This is a genomic window from Acuticoccus kandeliae, assembly GCF_003073115.1.
On record NZ_QBBV01000002.1, the window covers coordinates 435003 to 459137 of the forward strand.

Consider the following 24135-nt stretch of genomic DNA (forward strand, 5'->3'; position numbering starts at 1 on the left):
ACGAAGAAAGCCGCCCCGAGGGGCGGCTTTTTTTGTCGTCTCGCGTCGGCGCCGGGCGGGCCGGCGGCCGGGTCACTTCGTGCCGAGAATGTCCCCGGAGACGGCGCGCGGGTCGCGGGCCGGCCAGCTTCCGACATCGACGAGGTGCAGGAACATCTCGATCTGGCGGTTGAACTCGGCCGGGGTCTCGATGTTGATCGTGTGGCCGGCGTTCGGGATGATCGAGAGGGCCGAGGTCGGGATCTCGCGCTTCATCAGGACGGACGGCTCGATGCAGGGCCAGTCCTCATCGCCGGTGATGATGAGGGTCGGCGCCGTGATGGTGCGCATCTTCTCCACGAGCTCGTAGAGGGACGGGCGCATCCGCTGGACGCCGCGCATCGTGTTCGCCGAGCCGAGCGCGGAATGCTCCATGAGCTGGTCGCGGAACTCGGTCCAGCCGCGCGGGTCGTTGTTCTGGAACTGCACGCGCGTCGGGCCGAGCGCGTAGCTCGCGCCCGCCTTCTCCATGCCGAGCTGCTCGAACCCGTCGGCGGCGGCGCTCGCCTCCTTCGCGAACTGCTCGCGCTTGCCGGGCTCCGCGCCGTAGCCGCAGCCGCCGATCACCAGCGACAGGCAGCGCTCCGGATAGGTGAAGCCGAAATGGAGCGTCGCAAAACCGCCCATCGACAGGCCGACGATGTGCGCTTTCTCGATGCCCAGCCCGTCCAGGATCGACCTGATATCGTCGCGGGCGCGGTCCTGCGAGTAGCTCGACGGATCGGGCGGGACGTCGGACGGGAGGAAGCCGCGCGCGGAGAAGGTGATGCAGCGATAGAAGCGCGCGAAGTGGCGCATCTGCGGCTCCCACGAGCGCCAGTCGCCGGCGAACTCGTGGACGAAGACGATGGGAAGGCCCTTCCCGGCCTCCTCATAATAGAGCTTGACGCCGTCGTCGGTCGTGACGTGAGGCATGGTCGTTCGGTTCTCCTCGTCTGCGCGGAGGGCGGCGTCGGGGAAGGCCGCCCTGAAAATGGTTGGCGTCAGAAGGTGCGGCTCTGGCTCGCGATCCCGCCGTCGATGGTGACAACAGTGCCGCTCGTGTAGGCGGACTTGTCGGAGGCGAGCATCGCGGCCATCCAGCCGATCTCCTCCGACGTCGCGGCGCGCTTGAACGGGAGCGGGTCCTTGATGCTCTCCCAGTTCTCCGCCGAGCCGGTCCGCGCCGCCGCTTTTTTGCGCATCAGCGTGACGAGGCGCTCGGTCTCGACGGGGCCGGGATTGATCGCCACGACGCGGATATTGTCGCGGAAGGAGTAGCTGCCGAGCGCCTTCGTGAAGGCGCACAGGCCCGCATTCGCGGTGGAGCCGCAGATATAGTCGAAGTCGAGCGCCTCGGCCGCGTTGCCGATGACGTTGACGATGACGCCGCCGCCCTGCGCCTTCATGCGCTCATAATATTGGCGGCACATCGAGACGTAACCGAACACCTTGAGGTCCCACGCCGCGCTCCAGCGCGCGTGGTCGAACTCCAGGAGGTTGCCGCCGGGGATGGCGCCGGCATTGTTGATGAGGATGTCGACATCGCCGACCTCGGCGACGACGCGCTGGCGCTCCTCCTCGGTGGAGAGATCCGCCGCGATCGCCCGCACCTCGACCGACAGCCCGGCGCCGACCGCCTCAGCCGCCTCGGCGAGCGCGTCGGGCGAACGCGACACGATGGCCACGTTGCATCCTTCCTCCGCGAGCACGCGCGCGGTCGCCCGTCCGATGCCCTTCGACGCGCCCGTCACGAGCGCCTTCTTTCCTGCCAGTCCGAGGTCCATGAGTGTTCCGCCTCCTCACCGGGCCGCGCGGCGAGGCGGCGGCGCGATCGGGCAAATGCAATGGTTGCGACCCGGATTCGTAGCAGCTGAGCCAACTGTCGGGCTATGCCGGGCCGCTATATCTGGTACGGGACAAGGGTCTGGATTCCATCGTCATTCTGGCGCGAACTCTGCAATCCGCCGGGCAACGCACTCGCGTGCCCGACGGGTGCCGAGTCCGGCTTTGAAACAGAAACGCCGTCCCCAGGAGACGTTGATGACGATGACAATCCCGCGACGTGGTCGCTCCGTGAAAACCGCTCTGGCCTTGCTCGTCGGCTCCGTGATGCTCGCTGGCGCGGCCGATGCCCAGGAAAAGACCATCCGGGTGAGCTACGAGACGCCGCCCGCGCACATCAAGAGCCGCACGATCGAGTTCTTCAAGGAAGAGCTGGAGAAGACATCGGACGGCTATTTCAAGGTCGAGCTCTATCCCTCGGCCCAGCTTCTCGGCCCGTCCGAGGAGGTCGCCGCGACGGCGCGCGGCCAGATCGAGATGTCGGCGCCCTATTTCAGCTACATCGCGCCGGTCGAGCCGCTGATGAACATCTACCAGGCACCCCTGGTGTTCGACAGCTACGAGCAGCTCTGGAAGTTCCTCGAGACCGATGAGGCGAAGGCGCTCGCTGCGCGTCTCGAATCGCGCAACCTGATGCCGACCGGCTACTGGTTCGAGAACCCGACCCGCCTGTGGGGCAAGGAGCCGCTGCGCACGCTCGCCGACGTCCAGGGCAAGAAGATCCGCACCGTGCCCTCCGAGATCCTGCAGAAGGCCGTCGAGGCGATGGGCGCGCAGCCGACCGCCATTCCCGGCACCGAGCTTTATCTCGCGCTCCAGCAGGGTGTCGCGGACGGCGCCTTCACCGCGCCGAACTACGGCCTCACGATGAAATATTATGAGGTCACGGAAGCGGTCACGAAGCTCGACCTCTTCCTCGGCGGCTATCTCGTCCTCTTCAACAAGCGCTGGTACGACGCGCTCCCCGAGGACCGTCAGCAGCAGCTGATGGACGCCGTCGCGGCGTCGCGCGCCTTCAACGAGGAGAACGTGCAGAAGGACCTCGCCAAGGTCGATGACGACCTGCGCGCGGTCGGCCAGCAGGTCATCGAGCTGACGCCGGAGGCGCTCGCCGAATTCCGTGATGCGCTCGCCCCGCTCTACGGTACGCTGGACCCGCAGATCCAGGCGATGATCGAGCAGGTGCGCGGCCTCTGAGGCCTGCCTCTTCGCTCACGCGGGAGGACGCCGCACGGCCCCTCCCCGTCCCCATTGTCGCGGATCCGGCCTCAGGGCCGGATCCGTTCGTTCATCGGAGCCGACCATGACCCGTCATCCCGGCCGCACGCGGCCGCGCCCCTCGATCGAATGGAAGGCCCGCTCATGAAGGCGATGCGCGTCCTCTACTGGATCATCGCCGTCGCGATGGCGATGTGCTTCATGACGGCGGTCCTGCTCACGTTCGGCATGACGGTGAGCCGCTATCTCCTCGCCTTCTCCGACCCGACCGCCGAATATCTCTCGCGCTATTTCGTCATCCTCGGCACCTTCCTCGGCTTCCCCGTCGCGGTGATGCAGGCACTCCACGTGCGCTTCGACCTCATCGACTACACGCTGAAGGGGAGCGCGAAGCGGATCTTCCAGACCGTCGGCTCGGTGCTCTCGATGCTGATCTGCGCCGTCTTCGCCTATGCCGCCTACCTCTTCGTCGACGACAGCATGCTGTTCGGCGAGATCATGCCGACCGGCTTCGCGATGCCGCTCTGGATCCCCCACGCGAGCATCCTCGTCGGGATGATCCTCGGGGTGATCGCCTACGCGCTCGTCATCGTCTTCGGCCCGATCCGGATCGAGGTCGACGAGGCGGACATCGAAGCCGTCATCCACCATCCCTGACCGGAACGAGTAAGATAATACCATCATGGGTCCACTGATCGTCTCGTCCGGCGCTCTGTTCGTCCTCGGCGTCCCGATCGCGCTCGCGATGTCGGCGGGCGCCCTCGTCTACCTCTATCTGAGCGGCAATCTGCTCCTGATCGGCCCCGCCACCTGGTTCGCCGGGCTCGACAAGGCGCCGATCATGGCGATCCCGTTCTTCATCCTGTCGGCGGAGATCCTGAGTCGTGGCGGTGCGGTCGCGCGCCTCGTGACGGCGATCGACAGCCTCATCGGCCATGTGCGGGGCGGCCTCGCCGTGGTCGCCGTCATCGCGACGATGATCTTCTCGGCCGTCAGCGGCTCCTCGATCGCGACGGCGGCGGCGGTCGGCATCGTCCTCATCCCGCAGATGCTGGCACGCGGCTATCCGGAGCGCTTCGTGCTCGGCCTCATCGCCTCGGCGGGCGGGCTCGGCATCCTGATCCCGCCCTCCGTGCCGCTCATCATCTACGGCACGGTCACGGGCGAATCGGTCGGCAAGCTGTTCCAGGCCGGCATCCTGCCGGGCATCATGATCGCGATCCTCCTGTGCATCTTCTCGATCATCCAGGCCCATCGGCTCGGCCTCGAGAGCCGTGAGCCGGACAGCTGGGCGACGCGGCGCAAGGCGCTGTGGGACGCGCGGGCGATCTTCTCCTTCCCGGTCGTGATTCTCGGCTCGATCTATGGCGGCATTTTCACGCCGAGCGAATCGAGCGCGCTCGCGGTCATGTACGCGCTCGCGATCACGGCGCGGACCTACATGCGGATGGGGCTGAGCCAGCTCCTCGCGGTGATGATCAGCGCCTGCGCCACCACCGCCGCGATCCTGATGATCCTGTCGGCCGCTGCCCTCTTCGGCTACGCGGTGACGCTGTCGGGCATCCCCCAGCTCGTGGTGGACTGGATCGCCTCGCTCGGCCTCGACCGGACGACCTTCCTCCTCCTCATCAACGCGGTGTTCATCGTCCTCGGGATGTTCCTGGAGATCATCTCCATCATCCTGATCACGCTGCCGATCATCTTCCCGCTCCTCGCGGTGTTCGGCGTCGACCCGATCCACTTCGCGATCATCATGATCGTGAACATGGAGCTCGCGGTGATCACGCCGCCGATCGGCCTCAACCTCTTCGCCATCGCCGCGATCGCGCGGCGACAGGTGAAGGATCTCTTCGTCGGCGTGGTGCCGTTCTATCTCGTGATCTTCATCGGGCTGATCATCGTGACCTACGTCTCCGACGTCAGCCTGCTGCTCGTGCGGTGGGCGCCGATCTGACCGGGCCCGCCGCGGCCTCCACGCAACGCGCGACGGCCTCCCGGCTCGCGACGAGGACATCGCGCAACGGCCGGCCGTCCAGCTGGTGGTGGAAAAGCTCCACCTCGTAAAATCCGGCCCAGCCCGCCTCGTGCGCGAGGCGGACGACCCGCGCGACATCGACGATCCCCTCGCCGAGCGGACGGCGCGCGGGGGGCACCCCCTCCAGGCAGGAGACGTCGCAAAGCTGGAGGACGGCGAGCGCCTCGGGCGCCACGGCGAGGATCTGGTCGAGATCCGCGTCCCACCAGGAGTGGAAGAGGTCGAGCGTGATCGCGAGGCCGGGGACGCGCTCGCACAGCGTTCGCGCATGCGAAAGCTGGCACACGCAGCCCTTGTAGCCGAGGTCGAACGGATGGATCGGTTCCAGCGTGAGGCGCGCGCCGAGCGCGGCCGCCCGCGCGGCGAGATCGTCGAGCGCGCCGTCGATCCGCGCGCGCGCCGCCTCGATCGTGATCTGGCCCGGACCGGGCCCGCCCGGAATGACATTGAGCGGCGCGCCGAGCACGGGTGCGGCCTCCAGGAGACGCTGGTTGCGCGCGTCCTGCCGCCGCTCCGCCTCGTCGCTCGCCTGGAGGAAATAGCCGGCGCTGTTCAGCGAGGACACCGCGAGGCCGCGCGCCGCGACCTCGTCGGCGAGGCGGCCGGCGTCCATCTCGTCGAGCGCGCGCTCCACGATCGCGACGGCGCCGTATCCTTCCTCGACCGCGAGGTCCATGAAGGCGAGCATCGACATCTCCGGGCTCGATGCATATTGGCTGATGGCGAGGATCGATCGCAGGTCCGTCACGGGCGGCGGCTCTCGGGTTCGTTTCGGGAAGGGTTGCAGCGCGGCGAGCGTTGCCGCACCGATTGCGCTATACGGTCGGCTCGCCCGGTTCCAGTGTGCGCCCCGAAGGGATCCGATGGAAATTCGCCAGCTGCAATATTTTGTGGAAGTCGCGCGGAGCAAAAGCTTCTCCCGCGCGGCGATCGCGCTCGGAATTGCGCAGCCGGCCCTGTCGCGCCAGGTGCAGCAGCTGGAGAACGAGCTGACGGTGCCGCTCTTCTACCGAAACGGGCGCGGCGTGAGCCTGACCTCGGCCGGCGAGCTGCTCTTCGCCCATGCGACGGATATTCTCGGCTCGGTCTCTGCGGCGACGTCGGAGGTGATGGCGCTGCGCGGCCAGCCGACGGGCTCGGCGATCGTCGGCGTGCCGCCGAGCATCGGACGCGTCCTCACCCTCCCCCTCGTCCAGCGCCTCAAGGAGCGCTTTCCGATGGTCTCGGTGAAGATCATGGAGGGCTTCTCCGGCCACATCCTGGAATGGCTGCTCAACGGGCGGATCGATGTCGGCATCTTCTATGACGACCCGATGACGCACCGCTTCGTGCTGGAGCCGCTCGCGCGCGAATGGCTCTACCTCATCGGCCCCGCCTCGAACCCCGACAATCTCGACGACGACACCGTGCCGTGCGACCGGCTCTTCTCGCTGCCCCTCATCATGCCGACCCGATCGCACGGGCTGCGCCTCTATCTCGACAGCGTGGCGATGCGGATGAAGGGGAATTTCCGGATCGAACTGGAGGTGGACGCGCTCTTCTCCACCCTCCACGCGGTGCGCGAGGGGATGGGCTACACGGTGCTCCCCCACGTCTCGCTGCTGAATGAGGGGGCGAGCGACCAGTTCCGCTTCTGGCGGATCGTGGACCCGGATCTCGTGCGCATCGTGACGATGTCGACCTACGGCCACCGGCCCGACTCGGTGCCGACGCGCCAGATCTGCCGGGTCGTGCGCGAGGAGGTCCGCAGCCTCATCAATGCCGGCCACTGGCAGCCGGTGATGCCGACGCCGGTCCCGACAGGGGCCGGTGCCGAGGCGGAGGCCGAGGCCGAAGACGAGCGCTGAGGCGCGCTGGCGTTCGCCGCCGGTATGCGAGGCGGACGGGCGCGACCAACGGCCGACCCGCCCTTTCGGAACCTACGCGTCGAGGGTCTGGGCGCGCTCCGTGCGGATCGAGCCGCTCGCGCCGACGAGCTTGGCGAGCTGACGCACGCGGCGCAGCGGGCGCTCCCCGTCGATCTCGGCAAGATCGGCCGGGAGGGAGATGACCAGATCGTCCCCTTCTTTCAGGAGGCGCGTGCGCGGCAGGATCCCCGGCACGCCCGGCGCCAGCACATAGGCGATGCGGAAGATGCCGGCGAGCAGCGCCGCCCGCTCCTGGAGCGCGGCGGTGCAGAGCACGTCCGCCGCATGCTGGCTCGCCGGATTCGCAAGGCCCCCATAGCGGTCGTGGAGCACCAGCGCGAGGAAGCCGCGGCCCGGATGGTCGATCCCGTAGAGCGCCGCGTTGGAGACGATCGCGAGCGCCTGGTCGCCGCGATAGTCCGGATGGGCGCGCCAGCCGATATCGGAGAGGAGACAGGCCGCGACGCGCAGGCGCTGCTCGTCCTCGCTCTCGCTGATGCCGAGCGCAGCGAAGGCCGCGCCCGACCATTCGACGAGCTCGGCCGAATGCTGCGGCGAGCGGCTTCTGAGAAGCGCCAGCTCCTCGGTCGCCAGAATCAGCGGGTCGCGCCGCTTCTCCGCCTCGCCGAGCGTCGAGTAGAGGAGGCCCTCGCGCACGCCGAGCGCGGAGGCGATGATGGCGCTCGGCTTGCCGTGCGTGATGATCGCCTGGAGCGCGGCCGCGCCCCACGGCAGGAGCCCGCGCCGGCCCTTCGACACGACCTCGTTGTGGGCCATGTCGTCGATCCCCTCGCGCAGGATCTTGGCGCAGAAGGTGGAGAGTTCCTGCGCGTCCACGGTGTAGTGGTGCATGATCGAGATCGGATAGTCCGTCTCGGCCATGTGGAGGCGCACCAGCGAACGCCAGGTGCCGCCGACCGCGTAGAAGGGGCGGCCTTCGAGGAGGGGAAGCTGGGCCGAAGCGCCGAGTGTCTCGTCGAGGATGCCGATGCCACGCGGGAGCGAGCCCTTGGCGTCGCCCTTGAGGCGGAGCGTGCCGAGGGGGAAGCTCTCCCCGGCCCCGACCGAGGCCTCGCCGATATCGATCAGCTCCAGCGAGCCGCCGCCAAGGTCGCCGACGAGCCCGTCCGCACGCCAGAAGCCGCACAGGACGCCGTTGGCGGCCATCGTCGCCTCTTCCGGTCCCTGGAGCACGCGCACGGGGATGCCGGCGATCGATTCGATCTCACGGATGAAGTCCGGCCCGTTGGAGGCGTCGCGCGCCGCCGCCGTCGCGACGATGGTCAGGTTCGCGACGTCAGCCGCCCGCGCGATCGCCATGAAGCGGCGGATCGCGGAGAGGGCCCGGCCCATCGCCTCGTCGGAGATGCGGCCCGTCTCGGCGAGCCCTTCGCCGAGCGCGGCGAGCACCTTCTCGTTGAACAGGACGGTCGGCGCGCGGCAGGCGTGCTCGTAGAGCACGAGGCGCACCGAGTTGGAGCCGACATCGACGACACCGACGATGCCGTTGCCCATGCGCCGGCCACGCGGCATGCCGGTGGCATGGGAGAGTTCGCCCACGATGCTCAAAGCGGATGCAACGCGAAGGCTTTCGGGGACGACAGTTCGAGCGCCTTCCCTCGGCCTGACAAGGACGGGTTCGTCATGAAATAATTGTGCGCGTTCACGGGCTCTTCGTCCTCCTCACGGTGGATCCGCTGGTGCCCGCCATCGGGAAGCAGCATCCAGCTCTGCTCGTTGTCACGCAGATTTGCGACCATGATTTGGTCGAGGATCTGCGCATGCACCGTATCGTTGTCGATCGGGACGAGCGTTTCCACCCGCCGGTCGAGATTGCGCGGCATCAGGTCGGCCGAGCCGATATAGACGACCGCGTCGCGCGAGGGCAGCGCCGAGCCGTTGCCGAAACAGAAGATCCGGCTGTGCTCCAGGAAGCGGCCGATGATCGACTTGACGCGGATATTCTCCGAAAGGCCGGGGACGCCGGGGCGCAGGCAGCAGATGCCGCGCACCACGAGGTCGACCTGCACGCCGGCCGCAGACGCGTCGTAGAGCGCGTCGATGATGCGGGCATCGACGAGGGAGTTCATCTTCATCCAGATCGCGCCGTCGCGGCCCGCCTTCGCGTGGCTGATCTCGGCGGCGATATGGTCGAGGATGCGCTTGCGCAGCGTGATCGGCGAGACGGCGAGGCGCGAGATCTCCGCCGGCTCGGCATAGCCCGTCACGAAGTTGAAGACGCGGGCAACGTCCTGCGCGATCACCGGGTCGGCGGTGAAGAAGGAGAGGTCGGTGTAAATCTTCGCCGTGATCGGGTGATAGTTGCCCGTCCCGATATGGACGTAGCTCGCGAGGCGTCCGCCTTCGCGCCGCACGACCATGGAGAGCTTGGCGTGGGTCTTCAGCTCCAGAAAGCCGAAGACGACCTGGACGCCCGCCCGTTCGAGGTCGCGCGCCCAGCGGATGTTCGCCTCCTCGTCGAACCGCGCCTTGATCTCGATGAGCGCGGTGACGGACTTGCCCGCCTCCGCCGCCGCGATGAGGGCGGCGACGATCGGGCTGTCATTGGAGGTGCGGTAGAGGGTCTGCTTGATCGCGACGACATCGGGGTCGCGCGCGGCCTGGGCGATGAACTGGACCACCACGTCGAACGATTCGTAGGGGTGGTGGATCACCATGTCCTTGGTGCGGATCGCGGCGAAGCAGTCCCCGCCCTGGTCGCGCACGCGCTCGGGGAAGCGGGGCGTGTAGGGCTGGAATTTGAGGTCCGGCCGGTCGAGCGAGACGAGCTGGGAGAGGTCTTTCAGCGCCAGCAGCCCGTCGACGACGACCATGCCGCTCTCGTCGACGCCGAGCGCGGAGGCGACGAAGGCGCGCAATTCGTCCGGCATCGACCCTTCGGTCTCCAGCCGGATCACGCTGCCACGCCGGCGCCGCTTCAGCGCGCTCTCGAAGGTGCGCACGAGGTCTTCGGCCTCTTCCTCGATTTCGAGGTCGCTGTCGCGGATGACGCGGAAGGAGCCGGTGGCGAGGATCTCGTGCGCCGGGAAGAGGCGGTGGAGGTGGAGGCGGATCGCGTTGCCGAGGGTCATGTAGCGCTGCGCCGTGCCCTCGCTGTCGAGGCGCAGGAAGCGCTCGATCTGGGCCGGGATGCGCACGAGCGCGGTGCGCTTCTCTCCCTCCGGCGCCTTCAGCGTGAGGGCGAGCGAGAAGCCGAGATTGGGGATGAAGGGGAACGGGTGGGCCGGATCGATCGCAAGCGGGGTGAGGACGGGGAAGACCAGCGACAGGAAGGTCTGCTCGAGACCCTCCTTCTCCCGCTCGGTCAGATTGTCGAGCGTCGCGATCTCGATCCCGGCATTCGCAAGGTCCTCGCGCAGCTCCTGGAACTGGCGCTGCTGCTGGATCTGGAGGCGTGCGACGGCCTCGTTGATCTTGGCGAGCTGCTCGGACGGGCTGAGGCCGTCATCGCTGACCGCGTCGACCCCGGCGCGCACCTGCGCGATGATGCCGGCGACGCGCACCATCAGGAACTCGTCGAGATTGTTCGCCGAGATCGACAGGAAGCGCAGCCGCTCCAGCACCGGGTGGTTGCGGTTGTCCGCCTCCTCGAGCACGCGCTCGTTGAAGGAGAGCCACGACAATTCGCGGTTGATGAAGCGCGACGGGCTCGCCCGCAACGCCTCGTCGAGCGCGTGGTGCGGCGACGCGTTGGCGGGCGCCTCGAGCGTCTCCGCAGTGGCCGAATCCGCAGACATGACTGCCCCCTCAGTTGGCGTCTGGCCGGGCTATGGCACAATGTCGCCGGAGGGTGAACCACTCAGGCGCAACACTCGCGCGGCGAGTGGCCGCGTGGGCCCCTTCCCCTCGGCCAGTCCCCTGCGATCCATGTCCTCGACGATCTCGCGTGCGGCGTGCAGCGTACGCTCCATCCGCGTGAGGAGAAAGTTGACGACCGCGGGCTCGGCCGGTAGCTGCCGCTCCAGGAAAGCGTCCACAAGGACGCGGCGCAGGAGCCAGTCGTCCGGCGCGTCGAGCGCGACCTCCGGCACGGCGCGCAGGCGCGAGGCGAGGTCGGCGAGCGTCAGCGTCGCGCGCGTGCCGCCGGTGAGGAGGAGCGTCGTCCCCGCCGCCTTCACCGCGTTCACGAGGTGGAAGAGGGATCGCTCGTCCACAGCCTCGATGTCGTCGACCGCGACAGGGCCCTCGGCGAGCGAGATCGCGTCCTCGTCGGCAAGGTCCGCGCCGGGGACGAGGATGCCGCCGGTGCGCTCCACGAACACGCGGGCGAGATGGGTCTTGCCGGAGCCCGAGGGGCCGCGCACCATCACCACCGGGTGCGGCCAGCGCGGCCAGTCCTCCAGCATCGCGTAGGCGGCCTCGTTCGAGCGCGCGATCACCGTTTCGGGCGGCGCGGAGGGGCGTCCGAGGTCGAGGGCAAGCTGTTCCATCACCGGTCCATCACCCAAGCGTCCGCCCACAGATGGCCGGCGGAACACCGATAAATTAGCGTGGGGCGGCGAGGCGCACCCCACCCGTGCGCCGCGCTACCCGCTTTCAACAACGCTGTTGCCCATGAGCTGTTGATAAGCGTCACTTTCCATTGGCGGCGAACCGTGGCACTTGCGCCCCGTCAGCCCCATGATTCACGAGGTCGCACCGCCATGAGCGAGAGCCCCCGCGCCCAGTACGCCGCCGCTGGTGTCGATGTCGATGCCGGCGAGGCGCTCGTCGAGCGCATCAAGCCGCTGGCCGCCACGACGGCCCGCGCCGGGTCGAACCCGTCGCTCGGCGGTTTCGGCGGCCTCTTCGACCTCGCGGCGGCCGGGCACTCCGATTCGCTCCTCGTCGCCTCCACCGACGGTGTCGGCACCAAGCTGCGCCTCGCGATCGATCTCGGCATCCATGGCGGCGTCGGCATCGACCTCGTCGCGATGTGCGTGAACGACGTCATCGCCCAGGGCGCCGAGCCGCTCCTCTTCCTCGACTACTACGCGACGGGCAAGCTCGACGTTCCGGTCGCCGCCGCCGTCGTCGCCGGGATCGCGGAGGGGTGCCGGCAGGCCGGCTGCGCCCTGATCGGCGGCGAGACGGCCGAGATGCCCGGCCACTATGAGGGCGGCGACTACGACCTCGCGGGCTTCGTCGTCGGCGCGGTGAAGCGCGACGGGGTGCTGCCCCGGCCGACGATCGCGCCGGGGGACGTGCTCATCGGCCTCGCCTCCTCCGGCGCGCACTCCAACGGCTATTCGCTGATCCGCAAGATCGGGCGCGAGCGGGGCTGGGACTTCGCCCGCCCCTTCAACGGGATGACGCTTGGCGAGGCGCTCCTCGCGCCGACGCGCATCTATGTGCGCCCCGTGCTCGCCGCGCTCTCACGCCATGGCACGGCGATCAAGGGGATCGCCCACATCACCGGCGGCGGCATCACCGGGAACGTGCCGCGGATGCTGCCCGACGATCTCGCCGCCGAGATCGAGCGCGGCCGCCTCTTCCGCAACCCGCTGATGGCCTTCCTCGCCACCGAGGGCGGGCTCGACGCCGACGCGATGGAAGCGACCTTCAATTGCGGGCTCGGCCTCGTCCTCGCGGTGGACGCGGCGGCGGCGAAGGCGGTGGTCGACACCTTCGCCGAGCACGGCGAGAGCGTCGCGATCATCGGCTCCGTCGTGCCGCGCGGCGACGGGGCGGGCTGCCGGATCGCATGAGCGTGACGAAGACCCCGATCGCCGTCTTCGTCTCCGGACGGGGCAGCAACTTCCTCGCCCTCGCCGAGGCGGCGGCGGACCCGGCCTACCCGGCGCGGATTGCCGTTGTGGTGAGCGACAATCCGGACGCTGGCGCCCTCACCCATGCCGCCGAACTCGGCATCCCGACCGCCGTCGTGGTGCGCCGCGACTTCCCCGACAAGGCGAGCTTCGACGCCGCGCTCGAAGCCGAGGTGGTGAAGGCGGGGGCCGAGCAGATCTGCCTCGCGGGCTTCATGCGCATTCTCGGCCCCGAACTCGTCGGGCGCTGGGAGGGGCGGATGCTGAACATCCATCCCTCGCTCCTCCCCTCCTTCCGCGGCCTCCACACCCACCAGCGCGCGCTGGATGCGGGGGTGAAGTTCCACGGCGTGACCGTCCATCTCGTGACGGCCGAGCTCGATGACGGGCCGATCGTGGCGCAGGCGGCGGTCCCGGTCCTGCCGGGGGACGACGAGGCGGCGCTCTCCGCGCGCGTCCTCTCGGCCGAGCACAAGCTCTACGCGGCGGCGCTCGCGGTGCATCTGACGGGGGCGAGCCACAAGGCGCTCCCGACGATCCACTTCAACCCGCCCCTCTGGGACCAGCAGCACAGCGACGACGACAGCCCCATCGCCGTCTTCCAGGATCCGCCGACCGAGGCCTGACGCGGAGGCGCCGCCCGCGATCAGGCGGCGCTCGTCTCCATCTCGCGCGGTTCGGCCGCCGCGACGGCGCTGAGGCGCACGCTATTGTCGTGGAAGGCCGCGCCGCCATAGGGGGCGACGGCGTCGGCGCCGGTCAGCGTGTTGATCCCCTTCCCGTCCACGAAGGCCTCGTTGGGGAAGAGTCCCTCGCAGACCAGCGTGCCGCGGACGACCCCGTCGAAGCGCTTGGCGCTGACGCGCACCGCGCCGCGGGTATTTGCGAGTTCCACGAGTGCGCCGTCTTCGATGCCGTGGGCGGCGGCGTCGTCCGGATGGATGAGGACGGTGGGGCTCCCCTCCCGCTTCAGGGAGCCGGGTGTCTCGTTGAAGGTGCTGTTGAGGAAGGAGCGCGCAGGAGCGGTGACGAGGCGGAAGGGCTGCGTCTCGCTCGCCGCCTCGATGACGTCCCACTGGTCCGGAAAGACCGGCATGTCCTTGAAGGGGCCCATCGGGCCGGCGTTCGCGAACGGGGTCTTGATCCACTCCGGCCGGAAGTGGAAGCGCTTGTCGGCGTGGCCGAACCCGTCGACGAAGTGCGCGACCTCGAAGGGCGGCTGGCAGTCGAGCGTGCCGTCGCGGTCGAGCGCCGCCATGTCGAGGCCGGACGCGTTGATCATCCACTCGATGTGCTCGCGCGGGGTCATGCGGAAGCCGGGATGATCGACGGCGCCGACCCGGCGCGCGATCTCCTTCTGCACATAGTCGTTCTCACGGCACTCGCCCGGCGCGTCGACGAGCTTGGGGCCGAGGAGGATGTACTGGTGGCCGCCGCCTTTGTAGATGTCGTCGTGCTCGGTGAACATCGTGGCCGGCAGCACGATGTCGGCCATGCGCGCCGTCTCGGTCATCTGCTGCTCGTGGACGGCGACGAAGAGATCGTCGCGTGCGAAGCCGCGGCGCACGGTCTCCTGCTCGGGGCAGACGACCATCGGGTTGGTGTTCTGGATCAGCATCGCGCTCACCGGCGGGCCGCCGAGCAGCGCCTCGTGATCGCCGGTGAGGATGCGGCCGATCTGGGACTGGTCGAGACGCCGCGTCGACGGGTCGACGATGTCCGTCCCCTCGATCATCGTCTTGTCGAGATCGTAGATCGCGCCGTTGTTGTGGAAGGCGCCGCCACCCTCGTGCTGCCAGGCGCCGAGCACGGTCGCGATCGAGGCGGCCGCGTGCATCGCGACGACGCCGTTCCTCTGGCGCGTGAAGCCGTAGCCAAGGCGGAAATAGGTGCGCGCCGTGGTGCCGACGAGCTTGGCGAAGGTCTCGATCTCCTCGACGCTGAGGCCGGTGATCGCGGCGGCCCATTCGGGCGTGCGGGTCGCAAGATGCGCCTCGAGCCCGGCCGGATCGTCGGCATATTTCGCCATGTAGTCGCGGTCGGCATAGCCGTCGCGGAAGGCGATATGCATGACGGCGCAGGCGAGCGCGGCGTCCGTCCCCGGCTTCAGAATGAGGGCGAGGTCGGCCTGCTTGGCGGTGTCGTTGCGGTAGACATCGACCACGACGATCTTCGCGCCGCGGCTCTTCCGCGCCTCGATCGCGTGGGTCATCACGTTGACCTGGGTCGAGACGGCATTGGTGCCCCAGATGACGAGGCAGTCGGTCTTGCGCATCTCACGCGGGTCGGGGCCGAGGAGACGCCCCGTGCCGGCGATGAAGCCGGTCCAGGCCATGTTGATGCAGATCGTGTCGAACTGGCGCGAATAGCCCTTGGCGTGGCGCAGGCGATGGATCCCGTCGCGCTGCACGAGGCCCATCGTGCCGGCATAGTGGTAGGGCCACACGCTCTGCGCACCGTGGGCGCGTTCGGCCGCGAGGAAGGCCTCAGCGATCCGGTCGAGCGCCTCCTCCCAGGAGATCGGGCGGAAATCGCGCCCGCCCTTCGGCCCGTGGCGCAGGAGCGGCGTCGTCAGCCGGTCCGGGTGGTTGGCGCGCTCGGCATAGCGGGCGACCTTCGCGCAGATCACGCCGGCGGTGTACGCGTTGTCCGCAGCGCCGCGGACGCGGCCGATCTTGCCGTTCTCCACCTCCACCTCGAGGGCGCAGGTCGACGGGCAATCGTGCGGACAGGCAGAGCGCAGGCGGACGGGCGCATTCATGGGCAACACCGATTGGTGGATCTGGAACGGTTCGACCTTACGCGATCACGTCAAAGCATCAAACGCCGGGGCATAGTCGACCGCGGCATTCGCCTTGATCCGGTCGGGATGCACGATAAGGGCCATGAAATGCGGGCTCTGATAGCGCGAGCGGAAGAGCTTCGCGGCGGCGCGCGAGAAGCCGAAGCGGGAATAATAAGGCGGATCGCCGAGCACGAAGACGGCGTCCCACTGGGGCTGGGTGCGCACCATGTCGAGCGCGGCGATCATCAGCGCCGAGCCGATGCCGCGCCGCTCCTGCGCGGGCGCGACGCTGAGCGGTGCGAGGCCCAGCGCCTTCACCGGAGGGCGCATGCGCGACAGCATGACGTGGCCCACGACCGCATCGTCGAGCACGGCGACGAGGGAGATCTTCGCATCGCCGTCCGCGCGCAGGCGCGTCACGAGATCGGCTTCGGCCGGTCCGCCGAACGCGGCGCGGATCACGCGGTCGATCGCGGCGTAGTCCCCCACCTCCTCCGGGCGGACCAACAATCGGTCCGGCGGTGTTCTGGTGTTGTCCTTCGGTAAGTCCATGCGCTACCCCTTGGGCTTGGCCGGCGTCGCGACGACATCAGCCCCACCCTGTTGAACACCAAAGGCCGAGCGTGAGCGCACTACCCACGTCCATCGACGAGACCGAGACCCTACTCGCCAGCGCCGATTACGTCGCCGATCGATCTCTCGCCACGATCCTGTTCCTGGCCCTCAAGCTCCAGCGGCCGCTCTTTTTGGAAGGGGAAGCGGGCGTCGGCAAGACCGAAATCGCGAAAGTCCTCGCCTCCTCTCTCGGGCGCAATCTGATCCGCCTCCAGTGCTATGAGGGGCTCGATCAGGCCTCCGCCCTCTATGAGTGGAACTACGCCGCGCAGATGCTGGCGATCCGCCAGGCGGAGGCGACGACCGGGGGCGACGCGGAGGTCTTCTCCGAGCGCTACCTCATCAAGCGGCCGATCCTCGAGGCGCTCGAGACCCCGATCGAGGGCGCGCCCGTCCTGCTCATCGACGAGCTCGACCGGGCGGACGAGGCGTTCGAGGCCTTCCTCCTGGAGGTGCTGTCCGACTTCCAGGTGACGATCCCCGAGTTCGGCACGATCCGCGCCACCGAGCCGCCGATCGTCGTCATCACCACCAACCGCACGCGCGAGATCCACGACGCGCTGAAGCGGCGCTGCCTCTATCACTGGGTCGACTATCCGACGATGGCGCGCGAGCGCGAGATCGTCCGCCGCAAGGCGCCGGGGGCGGGCGAGCGGCTCGCGAGCGAGATCGTCGGCTTTGTCCAGCGGCTGCGCCACAGCGACCTTTTCAAGCCGCCCGGCGTCGCCGAGACGCTCGACTGGGCGCAGGCGCTCGCCGAGCTCGACCAGATGGTGCTGGAGCCCGGCGTCGCGGACGACACGCTCGGCGTCCTGCTGAAATATCAGGACGACATCGCCAAGGTGCGCGGATCGCAAGTCCAACGTATGATCGACGAGATTCGCACGAGCGCGGCCTCACGCCCGATCGCCTGACCGGCGAGCGGACCGATGACCGCCTCCAACAGAAGCGTGTGCCGCCATGGATGCTGAGCCAGAGGAGTCGGACGCGCCGTCCTGCGAGCCACCCTTCAGCAAGACCACGTCGGCGGGCTACCTGTCGAACCACTGCGCGCGCCTCTTCGTCCAGGGCTTCACCGCCCGCATCGCCCCGTTCGGTCTCGCGACCGGGCAGTTCCCGGTGCTCCTGGAGCTGTGGGAGAATGACGGGCTGACGCAGAAGGAGCTCGTGGAGCGCACCGACGTCGAGCAGGCGACGATGGCGAACACGCTGGCGCGGATGCAGCGGGACGGGCTCATCACCCGCACCCCGCATCCGACCGACGGGCGCGCCCAACTCGTCTGGCTGACCGACCATGCGCGCACGCTCCAGCCGCTCGCCCTCGCGGCGGCGAACGCGCAGAACAGGCTCGCCCTCAGCGATCTCAGCGAAGCGGAAAGGGAGGTCTTCCTCGACCTCCTGCGCCGCGTCGTCGACACGCTGCGCGCCGCACAGCGTCCCCGCAACCGCGAGCGTGCCGAGTTCGAGGACGGCGCGCTCACCGAGACGGATCCGGTCGAGGAGACATGACGGTCGAACTGCGCGACGCCTCGCACGGCCACCTTCACGAGAACATCGCGATGTTCACGCGCGTCCTGCGCGATTCCGGGCTGCCCGTCGGGCCCGCCCACGCGCTCGACGCAGTGCGCGCGGTGGAGGCCGCCGGCGTCGGCTCGCGCGCCGACGTCCACGCCGCGCTCCAGGCCGTCTTCGTCCACAAGCGCGACCAGATCGCGGTGTTCGATGCCGCCTTCGACGCCTTCTTCCGCGGCCGCAACCTCCTCGACAAGATGATGGAGCTTCTGTCGCCCGTCGCCGACGAGCGCGCGCCGAAGCAGAAGCCGCGCGCGGCCGCCTCGCGCGTCAACGATGCGCTGCGCCCGCCCAAGCGCGACGACCGCACGACCCAGTCCGAGCTCGAGATCGACGCCCGCCTCACCGCCTCCGACATGGAGGTCCTGCGCACCAAGGATTTCGCGCAGATGAGCGCGGCGGAACTCGAAATCGCGCGGCGCGAGATCGCCCGCCTCGCCTTCTCGGCCGACCGGGTGCGCACGCGGCGCTATGTCGCCTCCTCGCGCGGCCGCTTCGACCCGCGCCGCTCCATGCGATCGGCGATGCGCACCGGCGGTGAGCTCATGGTGCCGCGCCGGTCCGAGCGCGCGGTGAAGCCGCCCCCGGTCGTCGCCCTTCTCGATATCTCCGGCTCGATGGCGGACTATTCGCGGATCGTCCTCCACTTCCTGCACGCGCTCGGGGAGCGGCGGCAGGTGACGACCTTCCTCTTCGGCACGCGCCTCACCAACGTGACGCGCTCGCTGACCCGGCGCGATCCTGACGAGGCGCTGGCGCTGTGCGCGGCGCAGGTGGAGGACTGGTCGGGCGGCACGCGGATCGGCAACTCGCTGGAGACGTTCAACCGCGAATGGTCGCGCCGCGTCCTCTCGGGCGGGCCGATCGTCCTCCTCGTCACCGACGGGCTGGAGCGGGACGGCGACACGGAGACGCTGTCACGCGAGGCCGACCGGCTGCACAGATCCTGCCGACGGCTCGTCTTCCTGAACCCGCTTTTGCGCTATGACGGGTTCGAGGCGCGGGCGCGGGGCATCCGCGCGCTCCTCCCCCATGTCGACTCGATGCGGCCGATCCACTCGGTCGAAAGCGTCGCCGACCTCGCCCGTTTGCTGACCCAGGCCTGAATTCGCTCTCGCCCTTCCAATTCGGGACGTTACACCAAGAATCGAGCGCTCGATGCGACTTGGTTCCGTCGTGAATCCATGCCAAGAAGCGGCGACGACGCCCGCTTAAACAAGGGACTGACCCATGCGTCTCCGAACTTTCAGCACTGTACTGACAGTCGCCACGTTGAGTGTTCCGGTTGCGTACGCACAGGATGCGTTCGACGAATCGGCCGCTGTCGAAACCTTTCTCACGGATGCGGGCACATACGGCGCGACGAGCGCCACCGTCGGCTCGGTCACGAGCGAAGGCGACGTCGTCAAGGCGTCCGATGTCAACATCACCTGGTCGACCTCCTTCGAGGCCGAGGGCGAAACCGTCACGATCGACGCCACGCTCACGATGCCGGCCGTCGAGATCGAGGGCCTCGCCAAGAGCGGTGAGGGCTACACCGTCGCCCGCCTCCTGGTGCCGGACGCGAACTTCAAGGTGACGACCGAGGGTGCCGAGGCCCCCTTCGAGTACGACATCAGCGTCACCGATTACGAAGTCGTGAACGCGATCTGGGGCGCCTTCCCGGTGATCCAGGCGAACGCCACCGCGCCGATCTCGCGCTTCGCCCCGCTCGTCGACTGGTCCGTCAAGCAGTCCTATGACAGCTCGTCCGTCGGCAAGATCTCCGGCACGACCACGATCGCCGGCGACACCCAGCAGATGTCCTACGGCCCGGTGAAGATCGGCCCGGTCGTGAACGGTGTCCTCGAGCGCTTCGAATACGGCCCGATCGAGACCACCCAGACGACCGAGATTCCGGGCGCCGACGGCGTGCCGACGCCGATGGAGATCTCCATCTCCTATGGCGCCTCGCGCGGCGAAGGGCTTGACCTGCGCCCCGTCGCGGCCTTCCTCACCGGCACCGACGCGGCCGACGGCCCCCAGACGGTGATCGGCAGGACCGAGCTCGACGGCATGACCGCCTCGGGCGGCGACCTCTTCAAGATGTCGATCGGCAAGAACCTCCTCGAGAACGTGACGGTCGATCCGAGCGGCACGCCGCTGATGGCCTCGCTCGACAAGGTCGTCCTCGCCTTCCAGAGCGGTGAGGAGCCGAACCCGCAAGAGCTCATCAACCTGATGATGGACGTCTATGGCGCGTTCGGCATCGGCAAATATTCGATGTCCGACGTGTCGGTCAGCTCGGCCGACGTGACCGCCGCCCTCGGCAATATCGAGATCGACGGTCTCTCCTCCGCCGGGCTCGACCTCCTGTCGATCAACGGTCTCGAGGTGAACACGCTCGACGGAGCCGGCTCGCTCGGCACGTTCGAGCTCGCGGACTTCGTCTTCCCCGCCCGCGAAGCCTTCATGAACGCGATGATCGCGAACATGATGGGGATGCCGCCGGACCTGCAGACCACGATGGGCGCCGTTCCCTATCTCGGCCGCCTGACGGTGAAGGATCTCGACCTCAAGACGCTCGGCGGCGATGTGAAGGTCGGTCTCTTCGAGAACAAGCTCGAGGACTATATCGCCCCGATCCCGACCAGCATCTCGATCGAGCTGCAGGGCCTCGAGATGCCGGCCGCGATGCTCCCCGATCCGCAGAGCGCGATGATGCTGCAGATGATGCAGGCCGACCCGGTCAAGGCCGACGGCACCATCAAGCTGCGCTGGGACGAGGACACGCAGCGCGTGGAGCTCGACAAGGACATCACGATCGGCGGCGTCGGACAGATCCAGGCGGCGGCGACGCTGTCGGGCATCCCGCGCTTCATCTTCGAGAACCCGATGCGGGCGAACGAGGCGGTCGCGACGGCGGCGGTGAACTCGGTCAACGCCACCTTCAGCGATGGCGGCGTCACCGGCTTCCTTCTCGGCATGATCTCCGAGCAGGCGGGCGTCCCGATGGACCAGTTCGTCCAGGGCATCGCGCAGCAGATCTCCGTCCAGGCGGGCATGCTGACGGGAGACGAGCAGTTCGGCGCGCAAATCGGCGATGCGATCTCGACCTACCTCTCCGACCCGCAGACGCTGTCGATCTCGGCGAGCCCGGCGGCCCCGGTCGCTGTCGCGCAGATTATCGGCGCGGCGATGACCGCCCCGCAGGCGCTGCCCGGCCTCCTGAACTTCTCGATCAGCGCCAACGAATAATCCCCACCCCTTTCGGGTGATCGACGGGGCCCGCCGGACAACCGGCCGGGCCCCTTTCCTTTTCTCCTGTCTGCCGGCGCCGTACCCTTTCGCGTCGCCGGCACAGACGATCCGCGAGCGGACGTGACGGTCTTTCTCCTCTTCCTCGCCTGGCTCCTCCTCATCAGCGTCGTCGGCTTCGCCGTGTTCGCGGCGGACAAGCGCGCCGCGATCGCGGACCGTCGCCGCGTGCCGGAGCGGGTGCTCCTGACCCTTGCGGCGCTCGGCGCGGCGCCGGCGATGGTGGCGGGGGCGAGCCTCATCCGTCACAAGACGCGCAAACAGCCCTTCCGCGGGCTCCTTCTCGCGATTCTCGTGCTCCAGGCCGCCGCCCTACTCGCCGTGCTCGCCTGGTGGCTGGGTCTTGTCTGACGTGCCCGCGATTGCGGCGCACATGACCCATTGCGCAATGCAGCAAGCTCGGCGACGCTAGTGCCCCGATCAGAATACGGAGCGCTTGATGGAGGCCCTCTTCATAGGCCACGCCTATATCGACATCACGTTCATCGCCGACAGCCTGCCCACGGGTGACGACAAGACCATCGCCGACGACTATGCCGTCGCCTTCGGCGGCAACGCCGTCACCGCGGCCTTCTGCGCGGCGAAGCTGGGGCTGAAGGCCGAACTCCTGTGCCAGCAGGCCGACGACTGGCTCGCGCGCATGTTCCTGGAGATGGCCTCGCGTGCGGGCGTCTCGGTCCACGGGCGCAAGGTCGCCGAGTCCAGCATCTCCTTCATCATGCCGAAGGACGGCAAGCGCGCGATCGTCCGCTGCCGCGATTCCGAATTCCGGCACCCCTTCCCGATCCTCAATCTCGACGGCTGCCGCGGGCTCCATCTCGACGGTCACATGGCCGACGCCGCGCTTCACTACGCCAAGGAGTGCCGCGCGAGGGGGATGCTGACATCGCTCGACGGCGGCTCGGCCCGGCCGGGGACGGACGAACTCCTGGAGCACATCGACGTCGCGGTGATCTCGGAGCGCATGTGCGAGCAGATGCACCTCAACCCGCTCGCGATGCTCGCCTATCTGCGCAGCAAGGGCTGCAAGGTCGGCGCGGTGACGCTCGGCGAGCGCGGCCTCGTCTGGTTCGAGGACGGGAAGGAGGCGCAGACGATGCCCGCCCGCCTCGTGCCGCCTGAGAAGGTGATCGACACCTCCGGCGCGGGTGACGTCTTCCACGGCGCCTATTTCTATTCCGCGCTGACCCGGCCCGAGCTCTCCTGGGCCGACCATTTCGATTTCGGCCGCTCCGCCTCGGCCTTCGCCGTCCAGCACCTCGGCAACGAGGCCTCGCTGCCGACGCTGGAGGATGTGGAGGCGATGCGCGCGACGCTGCCGCTCTCCACCTGAGCCCCTACGTTTTCGCGCGCATCCCCTCGCGGATCGCGGCGCGGAGCGCGAGTGCGGTGTCGATGAAGGTGGCGAGCGTCTCCGCGTCGTAGGCGGAGGCGCGCATGCGCACGCGGAGCCCGTCCTCGCCGAGGAGGACGATCGGGAACCGCTTCGGGTCGGCCTTCCCGTCCCGCGAGGGCGCGATCGCGGCCTCGATGCGGTCGAAATCCACCCCGGCCTCGGCCCCGCCCGACGCGAGCACGGTGAACGCCCGCTCCGCACCGCCGGGCTTGGCGACATGGACGAGGCCTGAGGCGAGGCCGGCCGCGTCGCCGAGGATGCCGGCGAGGAGCTTCTGGCCGAGCGGGCTGTCGAGCGAGGTCAGGAGCATCGCCGAGAAAGCGGCCGCCTCGGCCGGGATCGGCGGGCCGATGAGGACCGCGCCCGCCGGCAGGGCCGTCGCCGGGTCGCGAAGCTCGGTGGTCTCCACCTGCGTGTTCGTGTCGGAACTGCGGAAGCGGGTGACGCGGCAGGACCACGTGTCGGCCTCGGGCGCGACATCGATGGTGCGCGCGGAGCCGCCGGTCGACTGCGTCTCGGTGATCCGCCAGCCCCGCGCCGCGCCGAGCGCGTCGAAGGCGGCGCGCCGCGCCTTCGCCTGGCGCAGCAGCGCGAAGGTGAGGCCGAGACCGAAGACGATCCCGGCGAGGATGACGAGGACGATCAGCATCGAATTCATGGGCGGGGCTCTTGGCTGTCGAGGATCCCGATCCGGCGCCAGCGGGCGATGCCGGCCGCTATCGGGATGATGGCGAGGAGCGCGGCGAGGCCGGCGAGGATGGTGAAAAGCATCCCCGCCTCGGCCATCTTGCGCGCGGCGCCCGACAGGAACGCGTCGAGCGTCCCGTAGGCGAGGAGGCGCGTCTCGATCAGCGTGCCGGAGACCGTGTCTCCCGACCGCGTCGCGCCGACATCGGACCAGACGACCACCGGATCGCCGGTGGAGATGGCGCAGGCGTTGACGCGCGCCCCGTCCGGCCAGTCGAGCGCCTCGCGCCGCGTCGTGATCCCGCGCGCGTCGATGGCGGCGCCGTCGCCCGCGAGCGTGAGGGTCAGGATCGTCGGCAGGACGGTCTGGGGCGCACTGGAGAACGGCCGACCGCACGCGATCCGCGCGACCTCATCACCCGCCGAAGCGTCGGGCGCGCCGACGCGCGCCTCGGTGAGGACGCCGAACAGCCGCGTGATATACTGCCCGTCGCGCAGGGCGAGGATCTCCGCCTCGCTCGTGACGCGCGGCACGTTCGGGAGCTGGACGAAATCGTCCGCGACGCGCCACAGGGCGACGGCGACGGAGAGATGCGCGATCGCGAGCACGGCGGCGATGATCGCGACCGCGGGGCGCTTCGGCCGCGTCAGAAGGCGCGGGTAGACGTAGCGCAGCACGACGGCGGTCATCAGGCACACGAGGCCGATATTGAAGAGGCGGACCGCGATCGGCTCCAGCATCAGCGGCGGCATCAGCCCGGCGAGGTTAAGTGCGGCGAGCATCGCCCCCGCCGCAACCGCGACGCCGAGGCTCGCGCGCCAGAGCGAGCGGCGCCACAGGATCAGCGCACCCGCGATGAGGACGAGCGCGCCGAGCGGAGCTAGGAGGATGACGGGGTTCATGGCCGCCCTCCCCGCCCGACGTGCGCGGGAACGGGGCCGGCAAGGCATGCATGGCGCGGGGACGGGCGGCGATAAGCGGGCCTATCGCC

At 68.8% G+C, this 24135-nt stretch carries 22 protein-coding genes; 12 read left to right on the plus strand and 10 right to left on the minus strand.

The features are described from left to right. Nucleotides 1-72: 72 nt before the first annotated feature. A complete protein-coding gene (locus DBV35_RS14750) occupies nucleotides 73-954 on the minus strand; it encodes an alpha/beta fold hydrolase (protein WP_108661082.1) in 882 nt (293 codons plus the stop codon). Between the two features lie 68 nt (nucleotides 955-1022). Continuing rightward, the gene (locus DBV35_RS14755) at nucleotides 1023-1805 is read right to left on the minus strand and encodes a short-chain dehydrogenase/reductase (protein WP_108661953.1); all 783 of its coding nucleotides are present in this window, start codon (nucleotides 1803-1805) and stop codon (nucleotides 1023-1025) included. A gap of 289 nt (nucleotides 1806-2094) precedes the next feature. On the opposite strand from DBV35_RS14755, the gene DBV35_RS30250 reads away from it, so the two are divergent. From DBV35_RS30250 to DBV35_RS14770, 3 genes are all read left to right on the plus strand, one after another. Then, the gene (locus DBV35_RS30250) at nucleotides 2095-3060 is read left to right on the plus strand and encodes a TRAP transporter substrate-binding protein (RefSeq protein ID WP_157961765.1); all 966 of its coding nucleotides are present in this window, start codon (nucleotides 2095-2097) and stop codon (nucleotides 3058-3060) included. Between the two features lie 165 nt (nucleotides 3061-3225). Then, on the plus strand, nucleotides 3226-3738 hold the full coding sequence (locus DBV35_RS14765; RefSeq protein WP_157961766.1) for a TRAP transporter small permease: 513 nt from the start codon (nucleotides 3226-3228) through the stop codon (nucleotides 3736-3738). A 25-nt stretch (nucleotides 3739-3763) separates the two neighbouring features. Beyond that, nucleotides 3764-5035 carry a TRAP transporter large permease gene (locus tag DBV35_RS14770; RefSeq protein ID WP_108661085.1) on the plus strand — a complete coding sequence of 424 codons (1272 nt, stop codon included), beginning with the start codon at nucleotides 3764-3766 and terminating at the stop codon, nucleotides 5033-5035. On the opposite strand, the gene DBV35_RS14775 is transcribed toward DBV35_RS14770, so the two are convergent. Then, on the minus strand, nucleotides 5001-5864 hold the full coding sequence (locus DBV35_RS14775; protein WP_170134943.1) for a sugar phosphate isomerase/epimerase family protein: 864 nt from the start codon (nucleotides 5862-5864) through the stop codon (nucleotides 5001-5003). The genes DBV35_RS14770 and DBV35_RS14775 overlap by 35 nt on opposite strands. Nucleotides 5865-5979: 115 nt before the next feature. On the opposite strand from DBV35_RS14775, the gene DBV35_RS14780 reads away from it, so the two are divergent. Then, nucleotides 5980-6963, plus strand: a complete 984-nt coding sequence (locus DBV35_RS14780; protein WP_170134944.1) for a LysR family transcriptional regulator — start codon at nucleotides 5980-5982, stop codon at nucleotides 6961-6963. A gap of 72 nt (nucleotides 6964-7035) precedes the next feature. Here DBV35_RS14780 and DBV35_RS14785 read toward each other — a convergent pair whose 3' ends face one another. From DBV35_RS14785 to DBV35_RS14795, 3 genes are read right to left on the minus strand one after another with little or no spacing between them, the layout of a single operon-like run. Beyond that, the gene (locus tag DBV35_RS14785; protein ID WP_205648689.1) at nucleotides 7036-8583 is read right to left on the minus strand and encodes a Ppx/GppA family phosphatase; all 1548 of its coding nucleotides are present in this window, start codon (nucleotides 8581-8583) and stop codon (nucleotides 7036-7038) included. Between the two features lie 5 nt (nucleotides 8584-8588). Continuing rightward, nucleotides 8589-10781, minus strand: a complete 2193-nt coding sequence (locus DBV35_RS14790) for an RNA degradosome polyphosphate kinase (RefSeq protein WP_108661088.1) — start codon at nucleotides 10779-10781, stop codon at nucleotides 8589-8591. Between the two features lie 30 nt (nucleotides 10782-10811). After that, on the minus strand, nucleotides 10812-11474 hold the full coding sequence (locus tag DBV35_RS14795; RefSeq protein ID WP_108661089.1) for a P-loop NTPase family protein: 663 nt from the start codon (nucleotides 11472-11474) through the stop codon (nucleotides 10812-10814). Nucleotides 11475-11687: 213 nt separating this feature from the next. On the opposite strand from DBV35_RS14795, the gene purM reads away from it, so the two are divergent. After that, the gene (purM, locus tag DBV35_RS14800; protein ID WP_108661090.1) at nucleotides 11688-12731 is read left to right on the plus strand and encodes a phosphoribosylformylglycinamidine cyclo-ligase; all 1044 of its coding nucleotides are present in this window, start codon (nucleotides 11688-11690) and stop codon (nucleotides 12729-12731) included. Beyond that, nucleotides 12728-13417 carry a phosphoribosylglycinamide formyltransferase gene (gene purN, locus DBV35_RS14805; protein ID WP_108661091.1) on the plus strand — a complete coding sequence of 230 codons (690 nt, stop codon included), beginning with the start codon at nucleotides 12728-12730 and terminating at the stop codon, nucleotides 13415-13417. Before purM ends, purN begins: the two co-directional genes overlap by 4 nt. 20 nt (nucleotides 13418-13437) lie before the next feature. Here the strand turns inward: purN and DBV35_RS14810 are convergent, their stop codons facing one another. Both DBV35_RS14810 and DBV35_RS14815 read right to left on the minus strand, forming a co-directional pair. Next, nucleotides 13438-15552, minus strand: coding sequence for a molybdopterin oxidoreductase family protein (locus tag DBV35_RS14810; RefSeq protein ID WP_108661092.1), 2115 nt, complete (start codon nucleotides 15550-15552; stop codon nucleotides 13438-13440). Between the two features lie 45 nt (nucleotides 15553-15597). After that, nucleotides 15598-16128 (minus strand): GNAT family N-acetyltransferase, encoded by a 531-nt coding sequence (locus DBV35_RS14815; RefSeq protein WP_108661093.1) that lies wholly within the window; start codon nucleotides 16126-16128, stop codon nucleotides 15598-15600. A 71-nt stretch (nucleotides 16129-16199) separates the two neighbouring features. Between DBV35_RS14815 and DBV35_RS14820 the strand changes: the two genes are divergently transcribed. The 6 genes from DBV35_RS14820 to DBV35_RS14845 all read left to right on the plus strand — a co-directional run bounded on the left by DBV35_RS14820 (nucleotide 16200) and on the right by DBV35_RS14845 (nucleotide 22393). After that, nucleotides 16200-17105 carry an AAA family ATPase gene (locus DBV35_RS14820; RefSeq protein WP_108661094.1) on the plus strand — a complete coding sequence of 302 codons (906 nt, stop codon included), beginning with the start codon at nucleotides 16200-16202 and terminating at the stop codon, nucleotides 17103-17105. Nucleotides 17106-17151: 46 nt separating this feature from the next. Further along, the gene (locus DBV35_RS14825; RefSeq protein ID WP_108661095.1) at nucleotides 17152-17700 is read left to right on the plus strand and encodes a MarR family transcriptional regulator; all 549 of its coding nucleotides are present in this window, start codon (nucleotides 17152-17154) and stop codon (nucleotides 17698-17700) included. After that, nucleotides 17697-18869, plus strand: a complete 1173-nt coding sequence (locus DBV35_RS14830; protein ID WP_108661096.1) for a vWA domain-containing protein — start codon at nucleotides 17697-17699, stop codon at nucleotides 18867-18869. The genes DBV35_RS14825 and DBV35_RS14830 overlap by 4 nt, the downstream gene beginning before the upstream one ends. 166 nt (nucleotides 18870-19035) lie before the next feature. Next, nucleotides 19036-21000: a hypothetical protein gene (locus DBV35_RS14835; RefSeq protein ID WP_108661097.1), complete on the plus strand. Its 1965-nt coding sequence runs from the start codon at nucleotides 19036-19038 to the stop codon at nucleotides 20998-21000. Nucleotides 21001-21123: 123 nt separating this feature from the next. Next, the gene (locus tag DBV35_RS14840) at nucleotides 21124-21411 is read left to right on the plus strand and encodes a DUF1294 domain-containing protein (protein ID WP_108661098.1); all 288 of its coding nucleotides are present in this window, start codon (nucleotides 21124-21126) and stop codon (nucleotides 21409-21411) included. Between the two features lie 88 nt (nucleotides 21412-21499). Next, nucleotides 21500-22393 carry a sugar kinase gene (locus DBV35_RS14845; protein ID WP_108661099.1) on the plus strand — a complete coding sequence of 298 codons (894 nt, stop codon included), beginning with the start codon at nucleotides 21500-21502 and terminating at the stop codon, nucleotides 22391-22393. A gap of 4 nt (nucleotides 22394-22397) precedes the next feature. On the opposite strand, the gene DBV35_RS14850 is transcribed toward DBV35_RS14845, so the two are convergent. Both DBV35_RS14850 and DBV35_RS14855 read right to left on the minus strand, forming a co-directional pair. Further along, on the minus strand, nucleotides 22398-23114 hold the full coding sequence (locus DBV35_RS14850) for a hypothetical protein (protein ID WP_108661100.1): 717 nt from the start codon (nucleotides 23112-23114) through the stop codon (nucleotides 22398-22400). Further along, nucleotides 23111-24046 carry a hypothetical protein gene (locus DBV35_RS14855; RefSeq protein ID WP_108661101.1) on the minus strand — a complete coding sequence of 312 codons (936 nt, stop codon included), beginning with the start codon at nucleotides 24044-24046 and terminating at the stop codon, nucleotides 23111-23113. The genes DBV35_RS14850 and DBV35_RS14855 overlap by 4 nt, the downstream gene beginning before the upstream one ends. Between the last annotated feature and the right edge of the window lie 89 nt (nucleotides 24047-24135).

Bases quoted from the DNA above. Each gene is read 5' to 3' on its own strand.
- DBV35_RS14750 (WP_108661082.1), bottom strand. From the start codon at position 954: ATGCCTCACGTCACGACCGACGACGGCGTCAAGCTCTATTATGAGGAG.
- DBV35_RS14755 (WP_108661953.1), bottom strand. From the start codon at position 1,805: ATGGACCTCGGACTGGCAGGAAAGAAGGCGCTCGTGACGGGCGCGTCG.
- DBV35_RS14765 (WP_157961766.1), top strand. From the start codon at position 3,226: ATGAAGGCGATGCGCGTCCTCTACTGGATCATCGCCGTCGCGATGGCG.
- DBV35_RS14770 (WP_108661085.1), top strand. From the start codon at position 3,764: ATGGGTCCACTGATCGTCTCGTCCGGCGCTCTGTTCGTCCTCGGCGTC.
- DBV35_RS14780 (WP_170134944.1), top strand. From the start codon at position 5,980: ATGGAAATTCGCCAGCTGCAATATTTTGTGGAAGTCGCGCGGAGCAAA.
- DBV35_RS14790 (WP_108661088.1), bottom strand. From the start codon at position 10,781: ATGTCTGCGGATTCGGCCACTGCGGAGACGCTCGAGGCGCCCGCCAAC.
- DBV35_RS14795 (WP_108661089.1), bottom strand. From the start codon at position 11,474: ATGGAACAGCTTGCCCTCGACCTCGGACGCCCCTCCGCGCCGCCCGAA.
- purM (WP_108661090.1), top strand. From the start codon at position 11,688: ATGAGCGAGAGCCCCCGCGCCCAGTACGCCGCCGCTGGTGTCGATGTC.
- purN (WP_108661091.1), top strand. From the start codon at position 12,728: ATGAGCGTGACGAAGACCCCGATCGCCGTCTTCGTCTCCGGACGGGGC.
- DBV35_RS14810 (WP_108661092.1), bottom strand. From the start codon at position 15,552: ATGAATGCGCCCGTCCGCCTGCGCTCTGCCTGTCCGCACGATTGCCCG.
- DBV35_RS14815 (WP_108661093.1), bottom strand. From the start codon at position 16,128: ATGGACTTACCGAAGGACAACACCAGAACACCGCCGGACCGATTGTTG.
- DBV35_RS14825 (WP_108661095.1), top strand. From the start codon at position 17,152: ATGGATGCTGAGCCAGAGGAGTCGGACGCGCCGTCCTGCGAGCCACCC.
- DBV35_RS14830 (WP_108661096.1), top strand. From the start codon at position 17,697: ATGACGGTCGAACTGCGCGACGCCTCGCACGGCCACCTTCACGAGAAC.
- DBV35_RS14845 (WP_108661099.1), top strand. From the start codon at position 21,500: ATGGAGGCCCTCTTCATAGGCCACGCCTATATCGACATCACGTTCATC.
- DBV35_RS14850 (WP_108661100.1), bottom strand. From the start codon at position 23,114: ATGAATTCGATGCTGATCGTCCTCGTCATCCTCGCCGGGATCGTCTTC.
- DBV35_RS14855 (WP_108661101.1), bottom strand. From the start codon at position 24,046: ATGAACCCCGTCATCCTCCTAGCTCCGCTCGGCGCGCTCGTCCTCATC.